We start from the raw sequence: 16,484 nt of genomic DNA, 5'->3' as shown, positions 1-16,484 counted from the left end.
ATCAGGCGGCTTCGGCTTCCTCGGCCGCTTCTTCAGCGGCTTCGGCGGCGGCGATGACGGCCTTCTTGGCGCTCAGCGACTTGGACAGCAGCTGGACGGCGGCGTCCTTGTCGATGCGGTTGGCGGCGGCGACTTCGCGGGCCATGCGGTCTAGGGCCGATTCATAGAGCTGACGCTCCGAATAGGACTGTTCCGGCTGGCTGTCGGCGCGGTGCAGGTCGCGGACCACCTCGGCGATCGAGATCAGGTCGCCCGAGTTGATCTTGGCTTCATATTCCTGGGCGCGACGCGACCACATGGTGCGCTTGATGCGGGCGCGGCCCTTCAGGGTCGTCAGCGCCTTGGTCACCACGTCGTCGGCGGCCAGCGAACGCAGGCCGGCCGTCTTGGCCTTCTTGGTGGGTACGCGCAGGGTCATCTTCTCGTGGTCGAAGGTGACCACGTAAACTTCCAGCGACATGCCGGCGACTTCCTGGACCTCAACGGCCGCGACCTTGCCGACGCCGTGCGCCGGATAGACGACCGCGTCGCCAACCTTGAATTCCAGTCCGGTCTTGTTCGTCATGTCATTCCTTTCCCGGCGCAGGGAAGGCGAGACGCAAACACCGAAGACACCTGTGCGCTCTCCGAAGACGGTATCCCGTCAGCGGCGCGGCAAACTCAGGCTTCAACTGTGGAAACGGATCACCGAACCTCTGGCCGACCCCGTCTTCGTGGACGGAGTTCTGTCGCAAACGCGGGCGGCGCGAGAAAATCGCTTACCGCCCGACCCAATGACAGGAACCTATCACAAAATTGCGGAATTTCAAAACGTCCACAGCGTCAGTGGGTGTGAGGCAGTAAATCCCCACCGGCCGGCCGCGAGTCGGCTCAGGAACCCTTGCCGGGCTTTTCCGAGAAATATTTCTCGAACTTGCCGGTCTCGCGCTCGAACTTCTCGGCGTCGGCGGGCGGCGTGCCCTTGACCGTGATGTTCGGCCAGACCTTGGCGTAGTCGGCGTTGACCATCAGCCATTTGCCGTCCGGCTCGTCCTCAGTGTCGGGCTTGATGGCGTCGACCGGGCATTCCGGCTCGCAGACGCCGCAGTCGATGCATTCGTCCGGAGCGATGACGAGGAAATTCTCGCCCTCATAGAAGCAGTCCACCGGACACACCTCGACGCAGTCCATGAACTTACATTTCACGCAGGCGTCGGTGACGATGTAGGTCATGAGGCGGTCTGGTGCGCTATCGGCTGGCGGGAGGAATGGGCAGCGCACATGACCCCGCGACGGGTCGCTGTCAACCGAGGGGTTGCCTCAGACTGTAAAGGCCGCGCGCCTCTTCCGCCGGACCGCGCCGCTCGCCGAACGCCTCGATGGTCAGCTCCACCAACCGGCCGCCGATCGCGAAGACCAGCGCATCGCCGACGTGGACAGTGCGTGAGGCCTTGTCGAGCCGGGTCTGGACGCCGTTATGGGTCAGCCGCACCGCGCCGCGCTCGACCATGGTGGCGGCCAGCGACCGGGTCTTCGCGAACCGCGCCCGCCACAGCCAGACATCGATGCGGCAGCCGGCTCCGCTCATCCGGGCGCGCGGGGCCGGCGGGGGCGTTTGCGTTTCGCGCGCGCCGGCGCGGGCGACGCGGTCAGGGCTGAAAGCGCGGCGAACGGCGAGTCCTTCACCGCCCTGGGCCGGTCATCGCGGTCGGGCTTCTGCGCGCGGGAGGCCTTCAGCGTCGCGGCAAGCGCCTTCGCTTCACCGAGCGAGACGCCCAGCGCCTGCAGATCCGCCTCGGTCAGCACGCCCTTGCCGGCCGCCTGTCGCTCGGCGAGCGATTCCAGCATCTCCACCCCGGCCGCGACCTTGCCGACAGCGCGCAGACCGAACGCCGACAGCAGGCGCGGCGACGGCGGCGGTTCGGGCAGGGCGGTCAGGGCCATCGCGCCCGGACGGAAGGCTTCGCCGGCGACGAAGGCCTGGGCCAGCGCGCGCGCCCGCGGCTTCAGCACGCCGGGCAGCCAGACCGAATGCGACCCCATCCGCACGGCGAAGGTCCTCAGCGTACGCCGCTCGACCTGGCTCAGGGCCGCCAGATCGCGCTCGACCGCGCGCCGGTCGATGACCCCGCCGGCCTCGATCAGGCGGAAGGCGATGCCGCGCGGCAGGCCCTTGAGGGCGCCGCTCTCGACCGCCCCCTTCAGCCGCGCCAGCGGCTTCAGCGCCCGGCCGGCTTCAGCGGCCAGCCAGGCCTCCAGCCGGCGCTGCGCCCGCTCACGCGCCGCCGGCGGTCCCAGTTCCCCCAGCAGCCGCACCCGCGGCGCGAACCAGTCGCCGCCGATCACCTGCCCCGCCGCCGCGCCGCGCCACAGCACCGCGCCGTCGGGGGTCACGGCGAAGGCCGCGTCCTCATCCGCCGCCAGCCGGCCCAGCCGCCGCGCGATCTCGGGCGTCACCGCCTGCCGCGCCGCGTGGCGCAGCGCCCGGTCCTCAAGCGCCGAGGACCCCTTGTCGATCTGGAACTCCACCCCGGTCAGCCGTCCGACCGCATGGCCCTCGACGATGACCGCGCCGCCGGCCTTGACCTCCGCCACCGCGTCCTCGGTCACGTTCAGCGCCCGCATCAGGGCGGTGGTGCGCCGGTCCACGAAGCGCGCCGTCAGCCGTTCGTGGAGCACATCGCTGAGCCGCTCTTCCAGCGCCTTGGTCTGGTCGCGCCAGCCCTGCGCCTGATCCAGCCAGTCGGGCCGGTTGGCGATATAGCTCAGGGTCCGCACCCCGCTCAGCCGCGCCGACAGCTGGTCGATCTGGCCGTCGTCGCGGTCCAGCTCGGCGAAGCGTGGGGCGATCCAGTCGGCGGTCAGCCGCCCGCGCTTCCCCGTCAGCGCCTGGAAAATCTCCTTCGACAGCCGCCCATGCTCATCCAGCGTGGTCTTCTGGAAGTCCGGCAGCTGGCAGGCCTCCCACAGCCGCATGATGGCCCCGCGGGAACGGCCGACCCGCGCCACCTCCTCGTCCTTGATCAGCCGCCGGAGCAGGGTCTCATCCAGCGCCGGCTGGGTCAGGTTCAACCCCCGGACCCCCGGCGTCACCGTCAGCGACCGCAACAGGTCGTTCAATGTGTCGAAATCCAGCCGGGCGTTGCGCCACTCGGCCCCCTCGACCGGATCGAACCGGTGCTCGACCACCTGTTCGACCAGATCCTGATCCAGCTCCGTCGCCTCGCCCGTCACGCCGAAGGTGCCGTCCCTCAGATGCCGCCCGGCGCGCCCGGCGATCTGGCCGATCTCATGCGCATGCAGCCAGCGTGTCCGCCGCCCGTCGAACTTGCGCAGGCCGGCGAAGGCGACATGGTCGACCTCCAGGTTCAGCCCCATGCCGATGGCGTCGGTGGCGACCAGAAAGTCCACCTCCCCGGACTGGAACAGCTCTACCTGGGCATTGCGGGTGCGCGGGCTGAGCGAGCCCATGACGACCGCCGCTCCGCCGCGCTGACGCCGGATCAGTTCGGCGATGGCGTAGACCTGGTCCGTACTGAAGGCGACGATGGCGCTGCGGGCGGGCAGGCGGGTCAGCTTCTTCGACCCCGCATAGGACAGCGTCGACAGCCGCTCGCGTGAGACGATCTCCACATCGGCGATCAGCGACCGGATCAGCGGAGCCATCGTCCCTGCCCCGAGGAACATGGTCTCGAACCGGCCGCGGGCGTGCAGCAGCCGCTGGGTGAAGACGTGGCCGCGCTCGGGGTCGGCCACCAGCTGGATCTCGTCCACGGCCAGGAACTCGACCTGTCGCTCCAGCGGCATCGCCTCGACGGTGCAGACGAAATAGACGGCCCGCGGCGGGACGATCTTCTCCTCGCCGGTGACCAGCGCCACGGCGGCGGCCCCGCGCCGCTTGACGATCCGGTCGTAGATCTCGCGCGCCAGCAGGCGCAGCGGCAGGCCGATCATGCCCGAGGCGTGGCCCAGCATCCGCTCGACCGCGAGATGGGTCTTGCCCGTATTGGTCGGGCCCAGCACCGCGACGACGCGCGAGGGGGCCTGTCCGGCGCCGCGATCACTCATGATGCTGAAAAGGTGGCCGTTCCCGACGGGTTCCTCAAGCGGCGCCGCGTCGATTATCCCCTGTCGTAAACGGCGCCGCCTGATCGGGCGGAACAGGGGCGAAACGAATCAGGACCGAATCACCGACACGGCCCGATTCGGGGTTTGTTCACCCCAACATATTGTATCTTAAGACGGATTAACCACAATCCGGAACCATGGTGTTCCAGCGGCTGCGGCGGACGGATCAGAAAATCGGAAAGGGCAGGGGCCGCAGACGCTTCCCCGCCGCGCGATCACCCGCTAGGTCAGCCTGCGTGGCCCCGTAGCTCAGCCGGATAGAGCAAGGCTTTCCTAAAGCAGAGGTCGGGGGTTCGAGTCCCTCCGGGGTCGCCACTCACCGCTTGCGCTTGAAGATCATCACCGCTGCCATCGTCAGGATGACGACGGGCACGAGGATCAGCGCCCACGACAGAATACGTTCGATGTCCATGGCCGCGCCCCTCCCCGGGACGGGCGCAAGGGGCGCGTCATCGACCGGGAAGTCAAACAGCCCCCGCCCGCTTTCTGCCGAGGGGCGAAGGTTTTGGTCTCCCGGAGCGAAAGCGTTACGGTAACACGGTCGCGTGGGAGGCTCCAATGCGGACGAAGATCATCTGGGCCGTTCTGGCCGTCGTCGTGGCCCTGATCGCCTGGGCCCTGCTGACGCAGCCGGCCGCGCCGGGCCGGGTCGGGGTCAACCGGCTGGTCGAGAACGCCGTGACCACCACGTCCGCCGGCCAGACCGAATGGCGCCCGTCGGTGCTCGGCGCCGACGTCAATTTCGGCGACCGCGTCGCCACCGCCGACGCCAGCCGTCTGGAAATCAGCCTGCTGGACCGGTCGATGCTGACCGTCGGCGCCAACGCCCGGCTGGAGATCGACCGCTTCGTCTACGACCCCCAGCGCGGCGTCGCCGGGGTGGCGGTCTCGGTGCTCCGCGGGGCCTTCCGCTTCGCCTCGGACAATCGCGGCGCCCAGCCCGAAGCCATCGCCTTCCGCACGCCCGGTTCCGCCATCGGCATCCGCGGCACCATCATCGAGGGCGTGGTGGGACCGGAGGCGGTGGCCTTCCTCGCCGGCATCCCCGGCGCGCCCGATCTGTCGGCAGAGTCTGACAGCGCGGCGGTGCTAATTCTGCGGGAGGGGGCGATCGGGGTCGCGGTCAACGGCCAAAGCGTGGTGCTGGACCGGCCGGTTCAGATGGTGGCCCTGACCCGCACCCGGCTCTATCCACCCTTCGGCGCAACCGATGACACGAACCGCCGCTTCGAGGCCCTGCTGCCGACGCGGCCCGGAACCGCCGGTCCGCCCGTCGCGCCGCCGCCGGCTGGTCCTGTTCCGCCGCCTGCGACAGGTCCGGACGTCAGGCCCCCGGGCCCCACGCCGCCGCCGCCGCGCGTGGCGCCCGTCCGCGATCCTCCGGTTCTTGAGCCACCCGTTCGTGATCCCCCGGTCCGCGATCCCGTTGTCCGGCCGCCGGTGACCCGCGCGCCGACGACAGTCCTGACGCCGCCGCCCACAACGTCCGCTCCGGCGACGGCCGCTCCGCCCGCCAATTCAGCGCCCGTGACCGCCGCGCCGACGACCCGCGACCCCACAGTGCAGACCACGGTTCCCCGCCAGCCGACTACGACAGCCCCGCCGACCCGCGCCGCGCCGCTCGAACCCCGACTCCGGCAGCCGGTTCAACCCCCACCGCCGCCACCGCGCCAGACGGCGCCGACCACCGCGCCTCGTCAGCAGTAGCGGTCGTCCGTCAGCGCCATTTCCTGCCTTCGCCGTGTTTGCCGTTGCTCTCGAACACCGGCGGCGCCGCCTTGTGGATGAACTGCTCCGACACCAGCCAGCCCTTCAGCGGCCGCAGCACGGCCAGGCAGCCGATGACCAGCAGGGGCATGGTCACGACCATATGCACCCAGATCGGCGGATGGACGGCGAACTCGAACCACATGAACAGGGCCATGCCGAGGGTCCCGACCGCGCTCATGCCGAAGAAGGCGGGGCCGTCCGCCGGCTCGGCGAAACTGTAGTCCAGTCCGCAGGCGGGGCAGGCGTCGCGGATGGTCAGAAACCCCTTCAGCAACGGCCCCTCGCCACAGCGCGGACAGCGGCAGCGCAGGCCGGTCGCAAGGGTGTTCAGACGGGGGTACTGGGGTTCGGTCACAACGGAATCCTGACAGGAAGGCCGCACCGCATGTCGGCCCGCCGGACCTCCGCCGCAACCCGTCGTGATGTCGCGGGACCGCCCGGTCAGGGAGTCGGCTCGCCCCGCGTGGCGTTCCAGACGAAGACGAACGACCGCTGCTCCGCCCAGGTCTGACCCTCGACCCGGTCGCCCGTCAGGCAGGCGGCAGTGTGATAGGGACCGACGCCGTCGGACGTGCGGAAGGAGACGCACACCCGCCCGTTCTGGGCCTTCCAGCGCCCGGCCTCGATCGTGCTGTCGTAGAAGTCGCCGCTGACCGTTCCGTCCGCCGCGAGCGTCAGATGCATGGCCTTGATGTAGGGCTGCGCCGGATCCGTCGCGAGATCGACGCTCCAGGCGCCGTTCATGGAGTCGGGCGTCGGCCCGGCGGTCTGGAGAAGGGCGGCGGCGAACAGGGACAGCAGCGACATGGGACCTCCAGGTTTCAGCCACAGCTACGCTTTCCCGTCGCGCCCGGACGCCAATCATCGGTCACCAACCGTTAACCGCGTTGAAAGGCGGGTCGCGCGAGGGTGCGCGCGTATGTCCGGGGCCTCCGCCAGAAAGCGCATTCTCAAGACCTCCGTGGCCGCCGCCGCGGCGGGCGCGGTGCTGTTCGCGCCCCTGGCGCCGCTGGCCCAGGAGGTCGGCGCGCCGCTGGATCCGGTGTCGATCCGCATCGGCTCCAATACCGAGTTCACCCGCATCGAGTTCGCCGGCGTCGTCGGCGCACGGTCGCAGGTTCGCCGCGACGGCCGCGACGTCATCGTGCGCATCGGTTCGACAGCGGCGCCGGACGTTTCGCGGCTGAAGGTCAATCCGCCGCGCGGCGTGGACAAGGTCGAGACCCGCGCGGTCCGGGGCGCCACCGAGCTGGTCATCACCCTGGCCGAGGGCGCGGATGCCCGCACGGGCTCGGCCGACGGGGCGGTCTGGCTCAACCTCTACGCCACGCCCCCGGCCGCCGCGCCGGTCGAGACGCCGGCTGCCGCGGCGCAGACCGTGCCGGTCACGGCCGTGGCCACGCCTGCCAATGTCAGCCTGTCCTTCGCCTGGGCCACGCCGGTCGGCGCCGCCGTCTTCCGCCGCGGCGAGGCCGTCTGGGTGGTGTTCGACACGACCGCCCGCCTCGACATGCCCGGCGCCGGACAGCTGGGCCCTGTCTCCGACGCCCGATGGACCGCCGGTCCCGACCATGTCGCGGTCCGTATCGCCGCCCCCGAAGGCCTCGTTGTCTCGGCCGCCGCTCAGGGGTCCACCTGGACCGTGACCATCGGCGGCCAGCCCGTCGCCGTCGAAGGCGTCGCCATCGATCGTCAGGATGACGGCGAGCCGGCCCTCGTCGCCCGCATGGCCGGCGCGACCCGCGCCGTCTGGCTGACCGACCCCCTGGCCGGTGACCGTTTCGCCGCCGTCACCGCCCTGGCCCCGGGCAAGGGGTTCGCGAACCGCCGCAAGACGGTCGATCTGGCCCTGATTCCGACGGCGCACGGACTGGCCGTGGAAACCTCGGCCAGCGACCTCGCCATCCAGGCCGACGGCGATCTGGTCACCCTCAGCCGGCCCGGCGGCTTGATCCTGTCGCCGCCCTCCGCCGCCCTCGACGCCGCTTCGGCCGAGGATGGCGCGCCGAAACGGGCGAAACACCCGGCCCTCATCCTGGCCGAGTGGGCCGAGCCGGGCCACGACGGCTTCTCTGCCCGCTATCGCCAGCTGCAGGATGCGGCGGCCCGCGAATCGATGGCCGCCGGAGACGATCCCCGCGCCCCGGCCGAGGCCCGCTTCGCTCTCGCGCGGTTCCTCGTCGGCTCCGGTCTCGGCTATGAGGCCGTCGGCGTCCTGAACAGCATCGTCGCCCAGGCCCCCAACATGGCGGGCGAGCCCGAGTTGCGCGGCCTGCGCGGCGCTGCCCGCGCCTCTATCGGCCGCATGGAAGAGGCCCAGGGCGATTTCGCGTCCGCCGCCGTCGCCTCCGACCCCGCCTCGGCGGTCTGGCGCGGCTATATCGCCTCGACCCAGGGCGACTGGGAATCGGCGCGGCAGGCCTTCGCCGCCGGCGCTTCGGCGGTGGACGAGTTTCCCGCCCACTGGCGCGCCCGCTTCGGCGCCGCCCACGCTATGGCCGCGCTGGAGACGGGCGACCTCGACGCCGCCCGCGCCCTGCTGGCCTACAGCTTCAGCCAGAACGCCCCCGCCGCCGACCAGCTGACCGCGCGACTGGTGCAGGCCCGGCTGTTCGAGCTGGACGGCCAGTCTGACCGGGCGCTGGCCGTCTACACCGCCATCGGCCGTGCGCCGCTGGATGCCGTCGCCGTGCCCGCCAAACTGGGCGTGGTCCGTCTGTCGCTGGCGAAGGGGACGATGAAGGCGGACGCGGCGGCCAATGAGCTGGAGAGCCTGCGCTGGCGCTGGCGCGGCGACGCCACGGAATTGGCCGTCATCCGCCAGCTCGGCCAGCTCTACCTGTCGCAGGGCCTGTATCGCGAAGCCCTGACTGCCCTGAAGGGGGCCGGGCCCAATCTGAACCGGCTCGAGGGGGCCGCCGAAATCCAGGCCGATCTGGGCGCCGCCTTCCGCATGTTGTTCCTCGAGGGCGGGGCCGACGGTCTCCAGCCCGTTCAGGCCCTTGGACTGTTCTACGACTTCCGCGAACTGACCCCCATCGGCGCCGACGGCGACGAGATGGTCCGCCGCCTGTCGCGCCGTCTCGTCGATGTCGATCTGCTCGACCAGGCCGCAGAGTTGCTGAAATACCAGGTCGACAACCGGCTGGAAGGTGTGGCCAAGGCCCAGGTCGCGACCGACCTCGCCGCCATCTATCTGATGGACCGCCAGCCCGAGCCGGCGCTGCAGGCCATCTGGAACTCGCGATCCACCATCCTGCCCTCCGCCCTGAACACCGAGCGCCGCGCGCTCGAGGCGCGGGCCCTGATGGATCTCGGCCGTTTCGATCATGCGCTCGAGGTGCTGGGCGACGACGCCTCGCCCGAAGCCCGCGAGGTCCGCGCCGAGGTGTTCTGGAAACAGAGCAACTGGGCGCCGGCCGCAGCCCTCTATGAGGCGCTGCTCGGTGAACGCTTCCGGAATCCCGCGGCCCTGACGGCCTCCGAGGAGGCCCGGCTGATACGGGCCGGGGTCGGCTATTCCCTGGGCAATGATGATGCGGCCCTGAGCCGGTTGTCGCGCAACTATCGGCCGTTCGTGGCCGGGGCGCGGGCGAAGACGGCCCTGTCGATCGCCCTGGCGGACAGCGTCGGCGGCGGCGCCTCTTCGGGTGATTTCGCCGGCCTCGCCGCCTCGGCCGACACCTTCGCCGGCTGGGTCGCGGCCATGAAGGCCGAACTCAGAACGAAAACGGGCGGGAACCGACCCGCGGCGCCCGCCCGTCCTGCGTAAGGCATCCCCCTAAGGGGAAGGGTCTTACTTGTTCACCGCATCCTTGAGCGGCTTCGACACGCGGAAGCGCACGGCCTTCGAGGCGGCGATCTTGATGGTCGCGCCGGTGGCCGGGTTGCGGCCTTCACGGGCAGCGCGGGCGGCGGTGTCGAACACGCCGAGGTTCGAGATGCGGACGTCGCCGCCGCCGGTCAGCGACTTGTGGATGTTCTTGACGAGAGCGTCGAGCATCCGGCCGGCGTCGGCCTGGCTGACACCGGCGTCCTTGGCGACGGCGGCGATGAGTTCTGCTTGGGTGGTCATGTGGGTCGTTTCCCGATGTGAGCTCGCCCCGATTCAGGGGCGATGACGGACGGATTGACGCCGCTTTTTCTTCCCTTGGCAAGCGACTTCGCCGCTGTAACCCCCACGGGGTGGGGATTTATCCGCTACCGGACGCTCGCTGGAAGCTCTCGACCAGGCTTCCGGCGACCAGTCTCCAGCCGTCCACGAGCACGAAAAAGATCAGCTTGAACGGCAGGGAAATCACCACCGGCGGCAGCATCATCATACCCATGGACATGAGCACGCTGGCGACCACCAGATCGATCACAAGGAACGGAACGAAAAGGAGAAATCCGATTTCAAAGGCCCGCTTCAGCTCGCTGATCATGAAGGCCGGGGTGACCACCCTGAGGGGCAGGTCGGCAGCCGCCGTGGGGGCCTCCAGATTGGACAGCCGGACGAACAGCGCCAGGTCGTCCCGGTCCACCTGACCCAGCATGAAAGTCTTCACAGGTTCCGAGGCCGCATCGAAGGCCTGGGGCAGCTCCATCTGCTGGTCCAGCAGGGGTCGGATGCCCGAATCATAGGCGTCCTGCCAGGTCGGGGCCATGACGATGGCGCTCAGGAACAGGGCCAGGGACACCAGCACGGCGTTCGGCGGCGACTGCTGCATGCCCAGCGCCGTGCGCAGCAGCGACAGCACCACGATGATCCGCACGAAGCTGGTCGTCATGATCACGATCGACGGCGCCAGCGACAGGACGGTCATCAGGCCGACCAGCTGGACCACCCGCTCGGTCAGGCCCGAACCGGTGCCGAGGTCGACATTGATGGCCGACCCGGACCCCCCGGCCGCCGCAAGATCCTGGGCCAGGGCCGCCAGCGGCCACAGCAGGCAGAAGCCGGTGGTGATCAGCGACAACATCGCCGCGCGCTTGAACTCCGCGCGGGTGGGAAGAGCGAATATCTTCTCCCGCCCCCTCGGGGGGAGGGTGGTCGCGGAGCGACCGGGTGGGGAGGGTTTGGCGACAGGGGCGCGGGCTGCCTTGCCGAAGCGTCCCCACCCCGCCGCCGCTTCGCGCCGACGACCCTCCCCCGGAGGGGGAGGGAGAGCGTCAGCGCCCTTCACTTGTCGCCCCCGCGCGGTTCGATCAGCTCCCGGCCCTCGCCGAGGATCAGCAGCCGCTCCTCGTTGTCGATTTTCACCAGCACCAGCCGGCGCGCGGGGTCCAGCACCAGGGTCTCGACCACGGTCATCCGTCGTTCGCCGCGCTCGGCGCTGATCCGGGCCAGCAACTGCGGCAGATATCGCCGCGAGGCCCAGGCGGCCAGGCCGATGATCCCGAGGGTGATGGCGAGCGCGAAGATCGCCCGGGCGAGGTCGAGGAAATTCATGCGGCAGATTTCGCCTGACATGGTTAACGCCGCATTGAGATAACCCCCCGTTAACCATGCAGGCGGCAGTTTCTGCCCATCTCAAGACGGGCGATCCGCGCCCGGGGAGGCTCCCGTGGGCTTCACAGACCTGCCGCTGCTCAGCCAGATCAAGGGCCGCCTGTCCTGGCTGGACGAGCGCCAGCGCGTCATCGCCCAGAATGTCGCCAACGCCGATACACCCGGCTACGTCAGCCGCGACCTGAATCAGCCCACCGATTTCGCCCGCGCGCTCGCCGAGGGCGGAGGCGGTGTTCGCATGGTCCGCACCAGCGCCATGCATATCGCCCCGGCCGGCCCGACCGCGCGGTTCGAGAGCCGGGCCGCGCCCGATTCGGAGACCACGCTCGACGGCAATTCGGTCGTCGTCGAGGAACAGATGCTCAAGATGGCCGAGAGCCGCATGGCCTATGACGCGGCCATCGGCTTCTACCAGAAATCCATGCAGATGCTGCGCACGGCCGCCCGGCCGCCCGGCCGCTGATCGAGGAATAGCCGATGCCCGACCCGATCCCGCCCCGCAACTCGGCCATGGCCGTGGCCGCCAGCGCCCTGCAGGCCCAGCAGTCGCGCATGCGGATCATCGCCGAGAACATCGCCAACGCCCAGTCGACCGCGCCCGTCGCCGGCGGCCAGCCCTATCGCCGCCAGATTCCCGTCTTCCAGGCCCGCGAGATCAACGGTGTCACGGGTGTCACCCTGGCCGAGGTCAGGCCCGATATGGGTGACTTCAAGACCGAATACGACCCGACCCATCCGGCGGCCAACGCCGAGGGTTATGTGTTGCGGCCCAATGTCGACACCCTGGTCGAGGCCATGGACATGCGCGAAGCCCAGCGCGCCTACGAGGCCAACCTCAATATCATCGAGACCGCGCGGGCCATGGACGCCCGCACCCTCGACCTGCTGAAAAGATAGGGACTGACCGATGAACCCCTTGGCCGCAGCGCGCGCCTATTCGGCGATCCAGGGCACGGAGATGCCGGCGTCACCAACCGGCGGCGTGGGCCAGCCGGGCTTCGCCGACATGCTGACCAGCGTCATGGGCGACATGACCCAGGCCTCTCGCGCTGCCGAAACCCAGATGGCTTCGGCCGTTCAGGGGCAGGGCAGTCTGATCGACGTCGTCACCGCCGTCTCCTCCGCCGAGGCCTCACTGGAAACCGTCATGGCCGTGCGCGACCAGGTCATCTCCGCCTATCAGGAGATCATGCGGATGCCGATCTGACGGCGTTCAGCCGCCAGACTTCAGGTATTTGGGGCCCGCCCGCGGAGCCACTGGGACAAGACCCATTTCTCGCCTGCTGACGGCGGCAGGCCCGCGTGGCGCGTGCGCCGGTCGATGGTCCCGTCGGGCAGGGTGTTGGCCCACAGCAGGGCGTCGCCCTTGCGTCCGCGATGCCTCAGGCCGCCGGCCTCGAACGCCGTCTCGCCCCCCTCGAAATCGTCATTGAGGAACACCAGACAGGTGGCGATCCGCTGTCCGCGCGCGGTCAGGTCGGCGGCATGGCCGGGCAGGGCGGGGTCCAGCCAGTCCACGTGCCAGTCGAACGTCTGGCCGACCGCATAGTGCAGCACCTGCGTCCACTCGAGCCCCGGAACCGGCAGGCCCGCCGCCCGCGCGATCCGCTCGCGCACCACGGCCAGGACAACATCCATTCGCGTAAGGTCGAACTGCGCCCCGGAGTTGGTCCGCACGGTCTCGCGTCGCCCTTCGCCGGTGTCGGGATCATAGACCAGCGCCGGCTCGGTCACGGCCTCCGCCCGGTCCTTCAGCCAGTCGCAAACCTTGGCCGACAGGAAGCCGTCGATGGCGAGAATGGCTGGTCCCTGACGGAGAAGCCGGGGCGCGGGCGGGGTCAGCCAACCGGCCATGTCGATCTGGCCGTCGCTCGACAGCAAGGCCAGCTGCCGCTCCGCCGTGGGATGCCCTAGCGCCGCCGCCTGCGTCAGCCGCTCCAGCGCCAGGCGCCAGTCCTGCGGCAGGCCGAGTCCCATGGCGGCCAACACCGCCAGCAGGTGCGCGGCGCCGGCGTCTCCGGCGTCTGCCGCTGTGGCGAGGGCGTGTGTATCTTCGGGCGCGGGCGTGTTCACCCGACTGTTCTAGCCCAATTCGGCCACGGTGCGATCCGGCCCGATGTGGGTCAGGCTCAGCCTTCCAGCGACACGACCGGCTGGGCCCCGACCATCGGCCGCGACCTCGACCGGCCCTTCAGCCAGACGCGGATGCGGTCCTGGATCGGCGTGTCGATCAGGGCGTGGAACAGGAAGGCGAAGACGAATGCCGCCATCACGCCCATCCCCCACAGCGCCCACTGGGCGGCCACGGGCAGGGCGAATTTTGCGATCATAACGTTGGCGACGCCGAACCAGGCGATCCGCACCACCTCATTGGTGATGAACATCGAGAAGGAGACCTGCGCCGCCTTCTCCACCCATTTCGACGGGCGCACGGTCGGCACGGCGCCGGCCGCCAGGATGATGGTCGAGATACAGACCAGCGAGATCAGGGCGTGTTTGTCGAAATACTGCACGAAGGCCAGCATCAGGGCCGCCGCGATCCCGGCCCAGCCCGCCAGCTTCGGCGCGATCCAGACCTTCTGGGCGAACCAGGCCAGGGCCATGCCGAGGAAGAACAGCGGCAGGGCGCGGATGAAGCCGAAGCCCATGGGCATCTGATAGACGGGATAGCCGAGCAGGGCCCAGGTCAGCTGGTTGGCGACCAGATACAGGCCGACGCCCAGCGCCAGCACGCTCCACGGTCCCAGCCGGACCAGCGCCTTCAGGATCCACGGGAAGGCCAGATAGCAGCCGATCAGGGCCGATATCGACCAGCTGGGCGCGTTCCAGCCGAGGCCGCCGGGCACGCCGAACGCCTGCGTCAGGGTCAGCTGCGCCGGCAGCTGGTCCCAGCGGAACCACTCCGGCGCCCGCGGCGAGACGCCCACGGCGCCGCCGACCACGATCAGGGCGACGAGGCTCAACCCCATGATCAGGTGCGCGGGCAGAACCCGCAGATAGCGTTTGGCGAAGAAGTCGCCGGCCGACATCCGGCCTCCGGCGATCGAGCCGCCATAGACCCGCATCAGCACATAGCCGCTGTCGATCAGGAAAAAGTTGGTGAGCAGGAAACCGCCCCGCTCGAACACCGGATGCAGACCCTCGGCCAGGGCGATCGGCCCCGCGCCCTGGAAGTGATGCAGGATGATCAGGGCGGCCACAATGAAACGCAGCGCGTCCAGCCAGCCACCGCGCACGATGGGCGGTGTCTCATTTCGGGTCGAAATCGCGGTCCAGGCCATGGAAAACACCTCTTCTGAGGCGAATTCCGCAAGGACCGGGCCGTCAGTTCGGCGGCGTCAGATCCGGTCGCAGATGTAGATGGTGCAGGTCGAGGCTCCGCCGGTCAGCGGATTGTCGAAGGCGACGACCTCGGCGCGGACATTGGCGAACACGGACTCCAGCACGGTGACGAAGGCCTCGTCCGGCCCCTCGTCCGACCACATGGCGAAAATCCCGCCCTCCGCGATCCCGTCGCGCAGTCGTCCGAGCCCCTCGACCGAATAGAAGCGCGCATGTTCGGGGTGCAGCAGGGCGCGGGGCGAATGGTCGATGTCGAGCAGCACGACGTCGTACCGATCCGCCGGCGTCCGCGCCTCGTCGAACCAGCCGAAGAAGTCGCCCAGCCTGAGGTGACAGCGCGGCTCCTGCCCGAGACTTTCCCCGAGCGGCACCAGCCCGGCCTCATGCCATTCGATCACCGGGGCGAGGGCGTCGACCACATCCACGGATGTGACCCGATCGTCGGCCAGCGCGGCCCGGGCGGTGTAGCCCAGTCCCAGACCGCCGACGAGAACCCGCAATGCCGCTCCCTTCGCGGCCGCCAGGCCTCGAACCGCCAGCTCGGTCTCGCCGACCGTGAACAGGCTCGACATCAGATGCTCTTCGCCGAGGATGACCTCGACCACATCCGCATCGATCGCCGCCACCCAGCGCCGCCGCAGGATCAGCGGCCCCATGGCGGTCTGGCGATAGTCCAGTTCCTCGATCAGCCGGCCCATGTCATCCCCGCACCAGCCGCAGGAACTCTTCCCGTGTCCGCGCGTCGTCGCGCACGACGCCCAGCAGGGCGCTGGTGGTCAGGCTGGCGCCCGGCACGTCGACGCCGCGCAGGGTCATGCAGCTGTGCTCGGCCTCGATCACGACGCCGACGCCCTGGGGTTTGAGCACCTCGTCGATGGCGTTGGCGATCTCGGAGGTCATCTTCTCCTGAATCTGCAGGCGGCGCGCATAGCCGCGCACGACCCGCGCCAGTTTGGAGATTCCGACCACCCGGTCGGTCGGCAGATAGCCGACATGGGCCACGCCGACGACCGGCAGCATGTGGTGCTCGCAGAAGCTGACGAAGCGGATGTCCTTCAGCACGACCAGCTGGTTGTAGCCGCCGACCTCCTCGAACGTCCGCTCCAGATAGGCCCGCGGTTCCACCTCATAGCCGGCGAACAGCTCCTTGTAGCTGCGCGCCACCCGCGCCGGCGTGTCCAGCAGACCCTCCCGGTCGGGGTTGTCCCCCGCCCATTCGATCAGGGTGCGCACAGCGGCTTCGGCGTCGGACTGGGAGACGGGGGGCTTGGTCATTCAGGCCCTATAGCCCTCCCTCCCCTTCATGGGGAGGGATGTCGACGCCCTGCGGCGACAGGGTGGGGTGTGTCAGTCCGCGCCCCGGCCCTTTCGAACCCCACCCGGACCGGCTGCGCCGGTCGTCCCTCCCCATGAAGGGGAGGGAGAACGCGGACTCACTAACCCCTCGTTAACCACGCTCCCGGCATTTTCTGCCCGGTATTCGGTGGAGTGTGGAATGAGCGGCGCGGAAGTGATGGATGTGGGGCGTGACGCCCTGTGGCTGACGATCCAGCTGTGCGCGCCCGTCCTGCTGGTCGGCCTGGTCGTTGGCGTGGCCATAGGCCTGTTCCAGGCCCTGACCCAGATCCAGGAACAGACCCTGATCTACGCCCCCAAGATCATCGCCATCTTCATCAGCCTGCTGCTGTTCCTGCCGCTGATGGGAGCGCTGCTGGGCGGTTTCATGCGGACGATCGCGGCGCGCATCGCCGGCATGTGATCGCCATGGGACCTC

19 protein-coding genes and 1 tRNA gene are annotated in these 16,484 nt (G+C 69.5%); 7 read left to right on the top strand and 13 right to left on the bottom strand.

All coding sequences use genetic code 11. The features are described 5' to 3' along the window. Position 1 precedes the first annotated feature (1 nt). The 4 genes from B3E43_RS11255 to B3E43_RS11240 all read right to left on the bottom strand — a co-directional run bounded on the left by B3E43_RS11255 (position 2) and on the right by B3E43_RS11240 (position 4,047). Positions 2 to 565: a CarD family transcriptional regulator gene (locus B3E43_RS11255; protein ID WP_284221923.1), complete on the bottom strand. Its 564-nt coding sequence runs from the start codon at positions 563 to 565 to the stop codon at positions 2 to 4. A 305-nt stretch (positions 566 to 870) separates the two neighbouring features. Then, positions 871 to 1,212, bottom strand: coding sequence for a ferredoxin FdxA (gene fdxA, locus B3E43_RS11250; protein ID WP_284221922.1), 342 nt, complete (start codon positions 1,210 to 1,212; stop codon positions 871 to 873). Between the two features lie 70 nt (positions 1,213 to 1,282). Further along, positions 1,283 to 1,567 (bottom strand): RNA-binding S4 domain-containing protein, encoded by a 285-nt coding sequence (locus B3E43_RS11245; RefSeq protein WP_292029479.1) that lies wholly within the window; start codon positions 1,565 to 1,567, stop codon positions 1,283 to 1,285. Next, positions 1,564 to 4,047: a helicase-related protein gene (locus B3E43_RS11240; protein WP_292029477.1), complete on the bottom strand. Its 2,484-nt coding sequence runs from the start codon at positions 4,045 to 4,047 to the stop codon at positions 1,564 to 1,566. Before B3E43_RS11240 ends, B3E43_RS11245 begins: the two co-directional genes overlap by 4 nt. Positions 4,048 to 4,345: 298 nt before the next feature. On the opposite strand from B3E43_RS11240, the gene B3E43_RS11235 reads away from it, so the two are divergent. Both B3E43_RS11235 and B3E43_RS11230 read left to right on the top strand, forming a co-directional pair. Further along, positions 4,346 to 4,422 (top strand) — tRNA-Arg (locus tag B3E43_RS11235). A gap of 243 nt (positions 4,423 to 4,665) precedes the next feature. Next, on the top strand, positions 4,666 to 5,814 hold the full coding sequence (locus tag B3E43_RS11230) for a FecR family protein (protein ID WP_292029474.1): 1,149 nt from the start codon (positions 4,666 to 4,668) through the stop codon (positions 5,812 to 5,814). Between the two features lie 10 nt (positions 5,815 to 5,824). On the opposite strand, the gene B3E43_RS11225 is transcribed toward B3E43_RS11230, so the two are convergent. Together B3E43_RS11225 and B3E43_RS11220 are read right to left on the bottom strand one after the other, a co-directional pair. After that, positions 5,825 to 6,232: a DUF983 domain-containing protein gene (locus tag B3E43_RS11225; RefSeq protein ID WP_292029472.1), complete on the bottom strand. Its 408-nt coding sequence runs from the start codon at positions 6,230 to 6,232 to the stop codon at positions 5,825 to 5,827. Positions 6,233 to 6,318: 86 nt separating this feature from the next. Beyond that, on the bottom strand, positions 6,319 to 6,684 hold the full coding sequence (locus B3E43_RS11220) for a hypothetical protein (protein ID WP_292029470.1): 366 nt from the start codon (positions 6,682 to 6,684) through the stop codon (positions 6,319 to 6,321). 112 nt (positions 6,685 to 6,796) lie between these two features. Between B3E43_RS11220 and B3E43_RS11215 the strand changes: the two genes are divergently transcribed. Then, entirely contained in the window at positions 6,797 to 9,649 is a 2,853-nt protein-coding gene (locus B3E43_RS11215; protein WP_292029468.1) for a hypothetical protein, read from the top strand. Between the two features lie 24 nt (positions 9,650 to 9,673). On the opposite strand, the gene B3E43_RS11210 is transcribed toward B3E43_RS11215, so the two are convergent. From B3E43_RS11210 to B3E43_RS11200, 3 genes are all read right to left on the bottom strand, one after another. After that, complete coding sequence (locus B3E43_RS11210) at positions 9,674 to 9,952, bottom strand: HU family DNA-binding protein (RefSeq protein WP_292029467.1); 279 nt, start codon at positions 9,950 to 9,952, stop codon at positions 9,674 to 9,676. Between the two features lie 118 nt (positions 9,953 to 10,070). Beyond that, positions 10,071 to 10,838, bottom strand: a complete 768-nt coding sequence (fliP, locus tag B3E43_RS11205) for a flagellar type III secretion system pore protein FliP (RefSeq protein ID WP_292029465.1) — start codon at positions 10,836 to 10,838, stop codon at positions 10,071 to 10,073. Positions 10,839 to 11,038: 200 nt separating this feature from the next. Then, positions 11,039 to 11,308, bottom strand: a complete 270-nt coding sequence (locus B3E43_RS11200) for a flagellar biosynthetic protein FliO (protein WP_292029463.1) — start codon at positions 11,306 to 11,308, stop codon at positions 11,039 to 11,041. Positions 11,309 to 11,423: 115 nt separating this feature from the next. On the opposite strand from B3E43_RS11200, the gene flgB reads away from it, so the two are divergent. Genes flgB through B3E43_RS11185 form a run of 3 tightly spaced genes read left to right on the top strand, consistent with a single transcriptional unit; the run spans position 11,424 to position 12,575 of the window. Then, the gene (gene flgB, locus B3E43_RS11195) at positions 11,424 to 11,831 is read left to right on the top strand and encodes a flagellar basal body rod protein FlgB (protein ID WP_292029460.1); all 408 of its coding nucleotides are present in this window, start codon (positions 11,424 to 11,426) and stop codon (positions 11,829 to 11,831) included. 14 nt (positions 11,832 to 11,845) lie between these two features. Then, on the top strand, positions 11,846 to 12,265 hold the full coding sequence (flgC, locus tag B3E43_RS11190; RefSeq protein WP_292029458.1) for a flagellar basal body rod protein FlgC: 420 nt from the start codon (positions 11,846 to 11,848) through the stop codon (positions 12,263 to 12,265). A gap of 10 nt (positions 12,266 to 12,275) precedes the next feature. Beyond that, positions 12,276 to 12,575, top strand: coding sequence for a flagellar hook-basal body complex protein FliE (locus tag B3E43_RS11185; RefSeq protein ID WP_292029456.1), 300 nt, complete (start codon positions 12,276 to 12,278; stop codon positions 12,573 to 12,575). A 20-nt stretch (positions 12,576 to 12,595) separates the two neighbouring features. Here B3E43_RS11185 and B3E43_RS11180 read toward each other — a convergent pair whose 3' ends face one another. From B3E43_RS11180 to folE, 4 genes are read right to left on the bottom strand one after another with little or no spacing between them, the layout of a single operon-like run. Then, positions 12,596 to 13,441 carry a prolyl hydroxylase family protein gene (locus B3E43_RS11180; RefSeq protein WP_292029455.1) on the bottom strand — a complete coding sequence of 282 codons (846 nt, stop codon included), beginning with the start codon at positions 13,439 to 13,441 and terminating at the stop codon, positions 12,596 to 12,598. A 56-nt stretch (positions 13,442 to 13,497) separates the two neighbouring features. Next, positions 13,498 to 14,649: an acyltransferase family protein gene (locus tag B3E43_RS11175; RefSeq protein ID WP_292029454.1), complete on the bottom strand. Its 1,152-nt coding sequence runs from the start codon at positions 14,647 to 14,649 to the stop codon at positions 13,498 to 13,500. Positions 14,650 to 14,706: 57 nt separating this feature from the next. Beyond that, the gene (locus tag B3E43_RS11170; protein ID WP_292029453.1) at positions 14,707 to 15,408 is read right to left on the bottom strand and encodes a hypothetical protein; all 702 of its coding nucleotides are present in this window, start codon (positions 15,406 to 15,408) and stop codon (positions 14,707 to 14,709) included. 1 nt (position 15,409) lies between these two features. Next, positions 15,410 to 15,985 (bottom strand): GTP cyclohydrolase I FolE, encoded by a 576-nt coding sequence (gene folE, locus B3E43_RS11165; RefSeq protein ID WP_292029451.1) that lies wholly within the window; start codon positions 15,983 to 15,985, stop codon positions 15,410 to 15,412. Between the two features lie 220 nt (positions 15,986 to 16,205). Here folE and fliQ point away from each other — a divergent pair, with 220 nt between their 5' ends. Next, positions 16,206 to 16,469 (top strand): flagellar biosynthesis protein FliQ, encoded by a 264-nt coding sequence (gene fliQ, locus B3E43_RS11160; RefSeq protein WP_292029450.1) that lies wholly within the window; start codon positions 16,206 to 16,208, stop codon positions 16,467 to 16,469. Positions 16,470 to 16,484 lie beyond the last annotated feature (15 nt).

Source organism: Brevundimonas sp. UBA2416 (assembly GCF_002343105.1).
GTDB lineage: Bacteria > Pseudomonadota > Alphaproteobacteria > Caulobacterales > Caulobacteraceae > Brevundimonas.
This window is presented reverse-complemented; position numbering and strand designations above follow the sequence as displayed.

Excerpts from the sequence above, each read along its gene's own strand:
- B3E43_RS11255 (WP_284221923.1), bottom strand. The coding sequence starts at position 565 with ATGACGAACAAGACCGGACTGGAATTCAAGGTTGGCGACGCGGTCGTC.
- fdxA (WP_284221922.1), bottom strand. The coding sequence starts at position 1,212 with ATGACCTACATCGTCACCGACGCCTGCGTGAAATGTAAGTTCATGGAC.
- B3E43_RS11245 (WP_292029479.1), bottom strand. The coding sequence starts at position 1,567 with ATGAGCGGAGCCGGCTGCCGCATCGATGTCTGGCTGTGGCGGGCGCGG.
- B3E43_RS11240 (WP_292029477.1), bottom strand. The coding sequence starts at position 4,047 with ATGAGTGATCGCGGCGCCGGACAGGCCCCCTCGCGCGTCGTCGCGGTG.
- B3E43_RS11230 (WP_292029474.1), top strand. The coding sequence starts at position 4,666 with ATGCGGACGAAGATCATCTGGGCCGTTCTGGCCGTCGTCGTGGCCCTG.
- B3E43_RS11220 (WP_292029470.1), bottom strand. The coding sequence starts at position 6,684 with ATGTCGCTGCTGTCCCTGTTCGCCGCCGCCCTTCTCCAGACCGCCGGG.
- B3E43_RS11215 (WP_292029468.1), top strand. The coding sequence starts at position 6,797 with ATGTCCGGGGCCTCCGCCAGAAAGCGCATTCTCAAGACCTCCGTGGCC.
- B3E43_RS11210 (WP_292029467.1), bottom strand. The coding sequence starts at position 9,952 with ATGACCACCCAAGCAGAACTCATCGCCGCCGTCGCCAAGGACGCCGGT.
- fliP (WP_292029465.1), bottom strand. The coding sequence starts at position 10,838 with ATGTTGTCGCTGATCACCACCGGCTTCTGCCTGCTGTGGCCGCTGGCG.
- B3E43_RS11200 (WP_292029463.1), bottom strand. The coding sequence starts at position 11,308 with ATGAATTTCCTCGACCTCGCCCGGGCGATCTTCGCGCTCGCCATCACC.
- flgC (WP_292029458.1), top strand. The coding sequence starts at position 11,846 with ATGCCCGACCCGATCCCGCCCCGCAACTCGGCCATGGCCGTGGCCGCC.
- B3E43_RS11185 (WP_292029456.1), top strand. The coding sequence starts at position 12,276 with ATGAACCCCTTGGCCGCAGCGCGCGCCTATTCGGCGATCCAGGGCACG.
- B3E43_RS11175 (WP_292029454.1), bottom strand. The coding sequence starts at position 14,649 with ATGGCCTGGACCGCGATTTCGACCCGAAATGAGACACCGCCCATCGTG.
- B3E43_RS11170 (WP_292029453.1), bottom strand. The coding sequence starts at position 15,408 with ATGGGCCGGCTGATCGAGGAACTGGACTATCGCCAGACCGCCATGGGG.
- folE (WP_292029451.1), bottom strand. The coding sequence starts at position 15,985 with ATGACCAAGCCCCCCGTCTCCCAGTCCGACGCCGAAGCCGCTGTGCGC.
- fliQ (WP_292029450.1), top strand. The coding sequence starts at position 16,206 with ATGAGCGGCGCGGAAGTGATGGATGTGGGGCGTGACGCCCTGTGGCTG.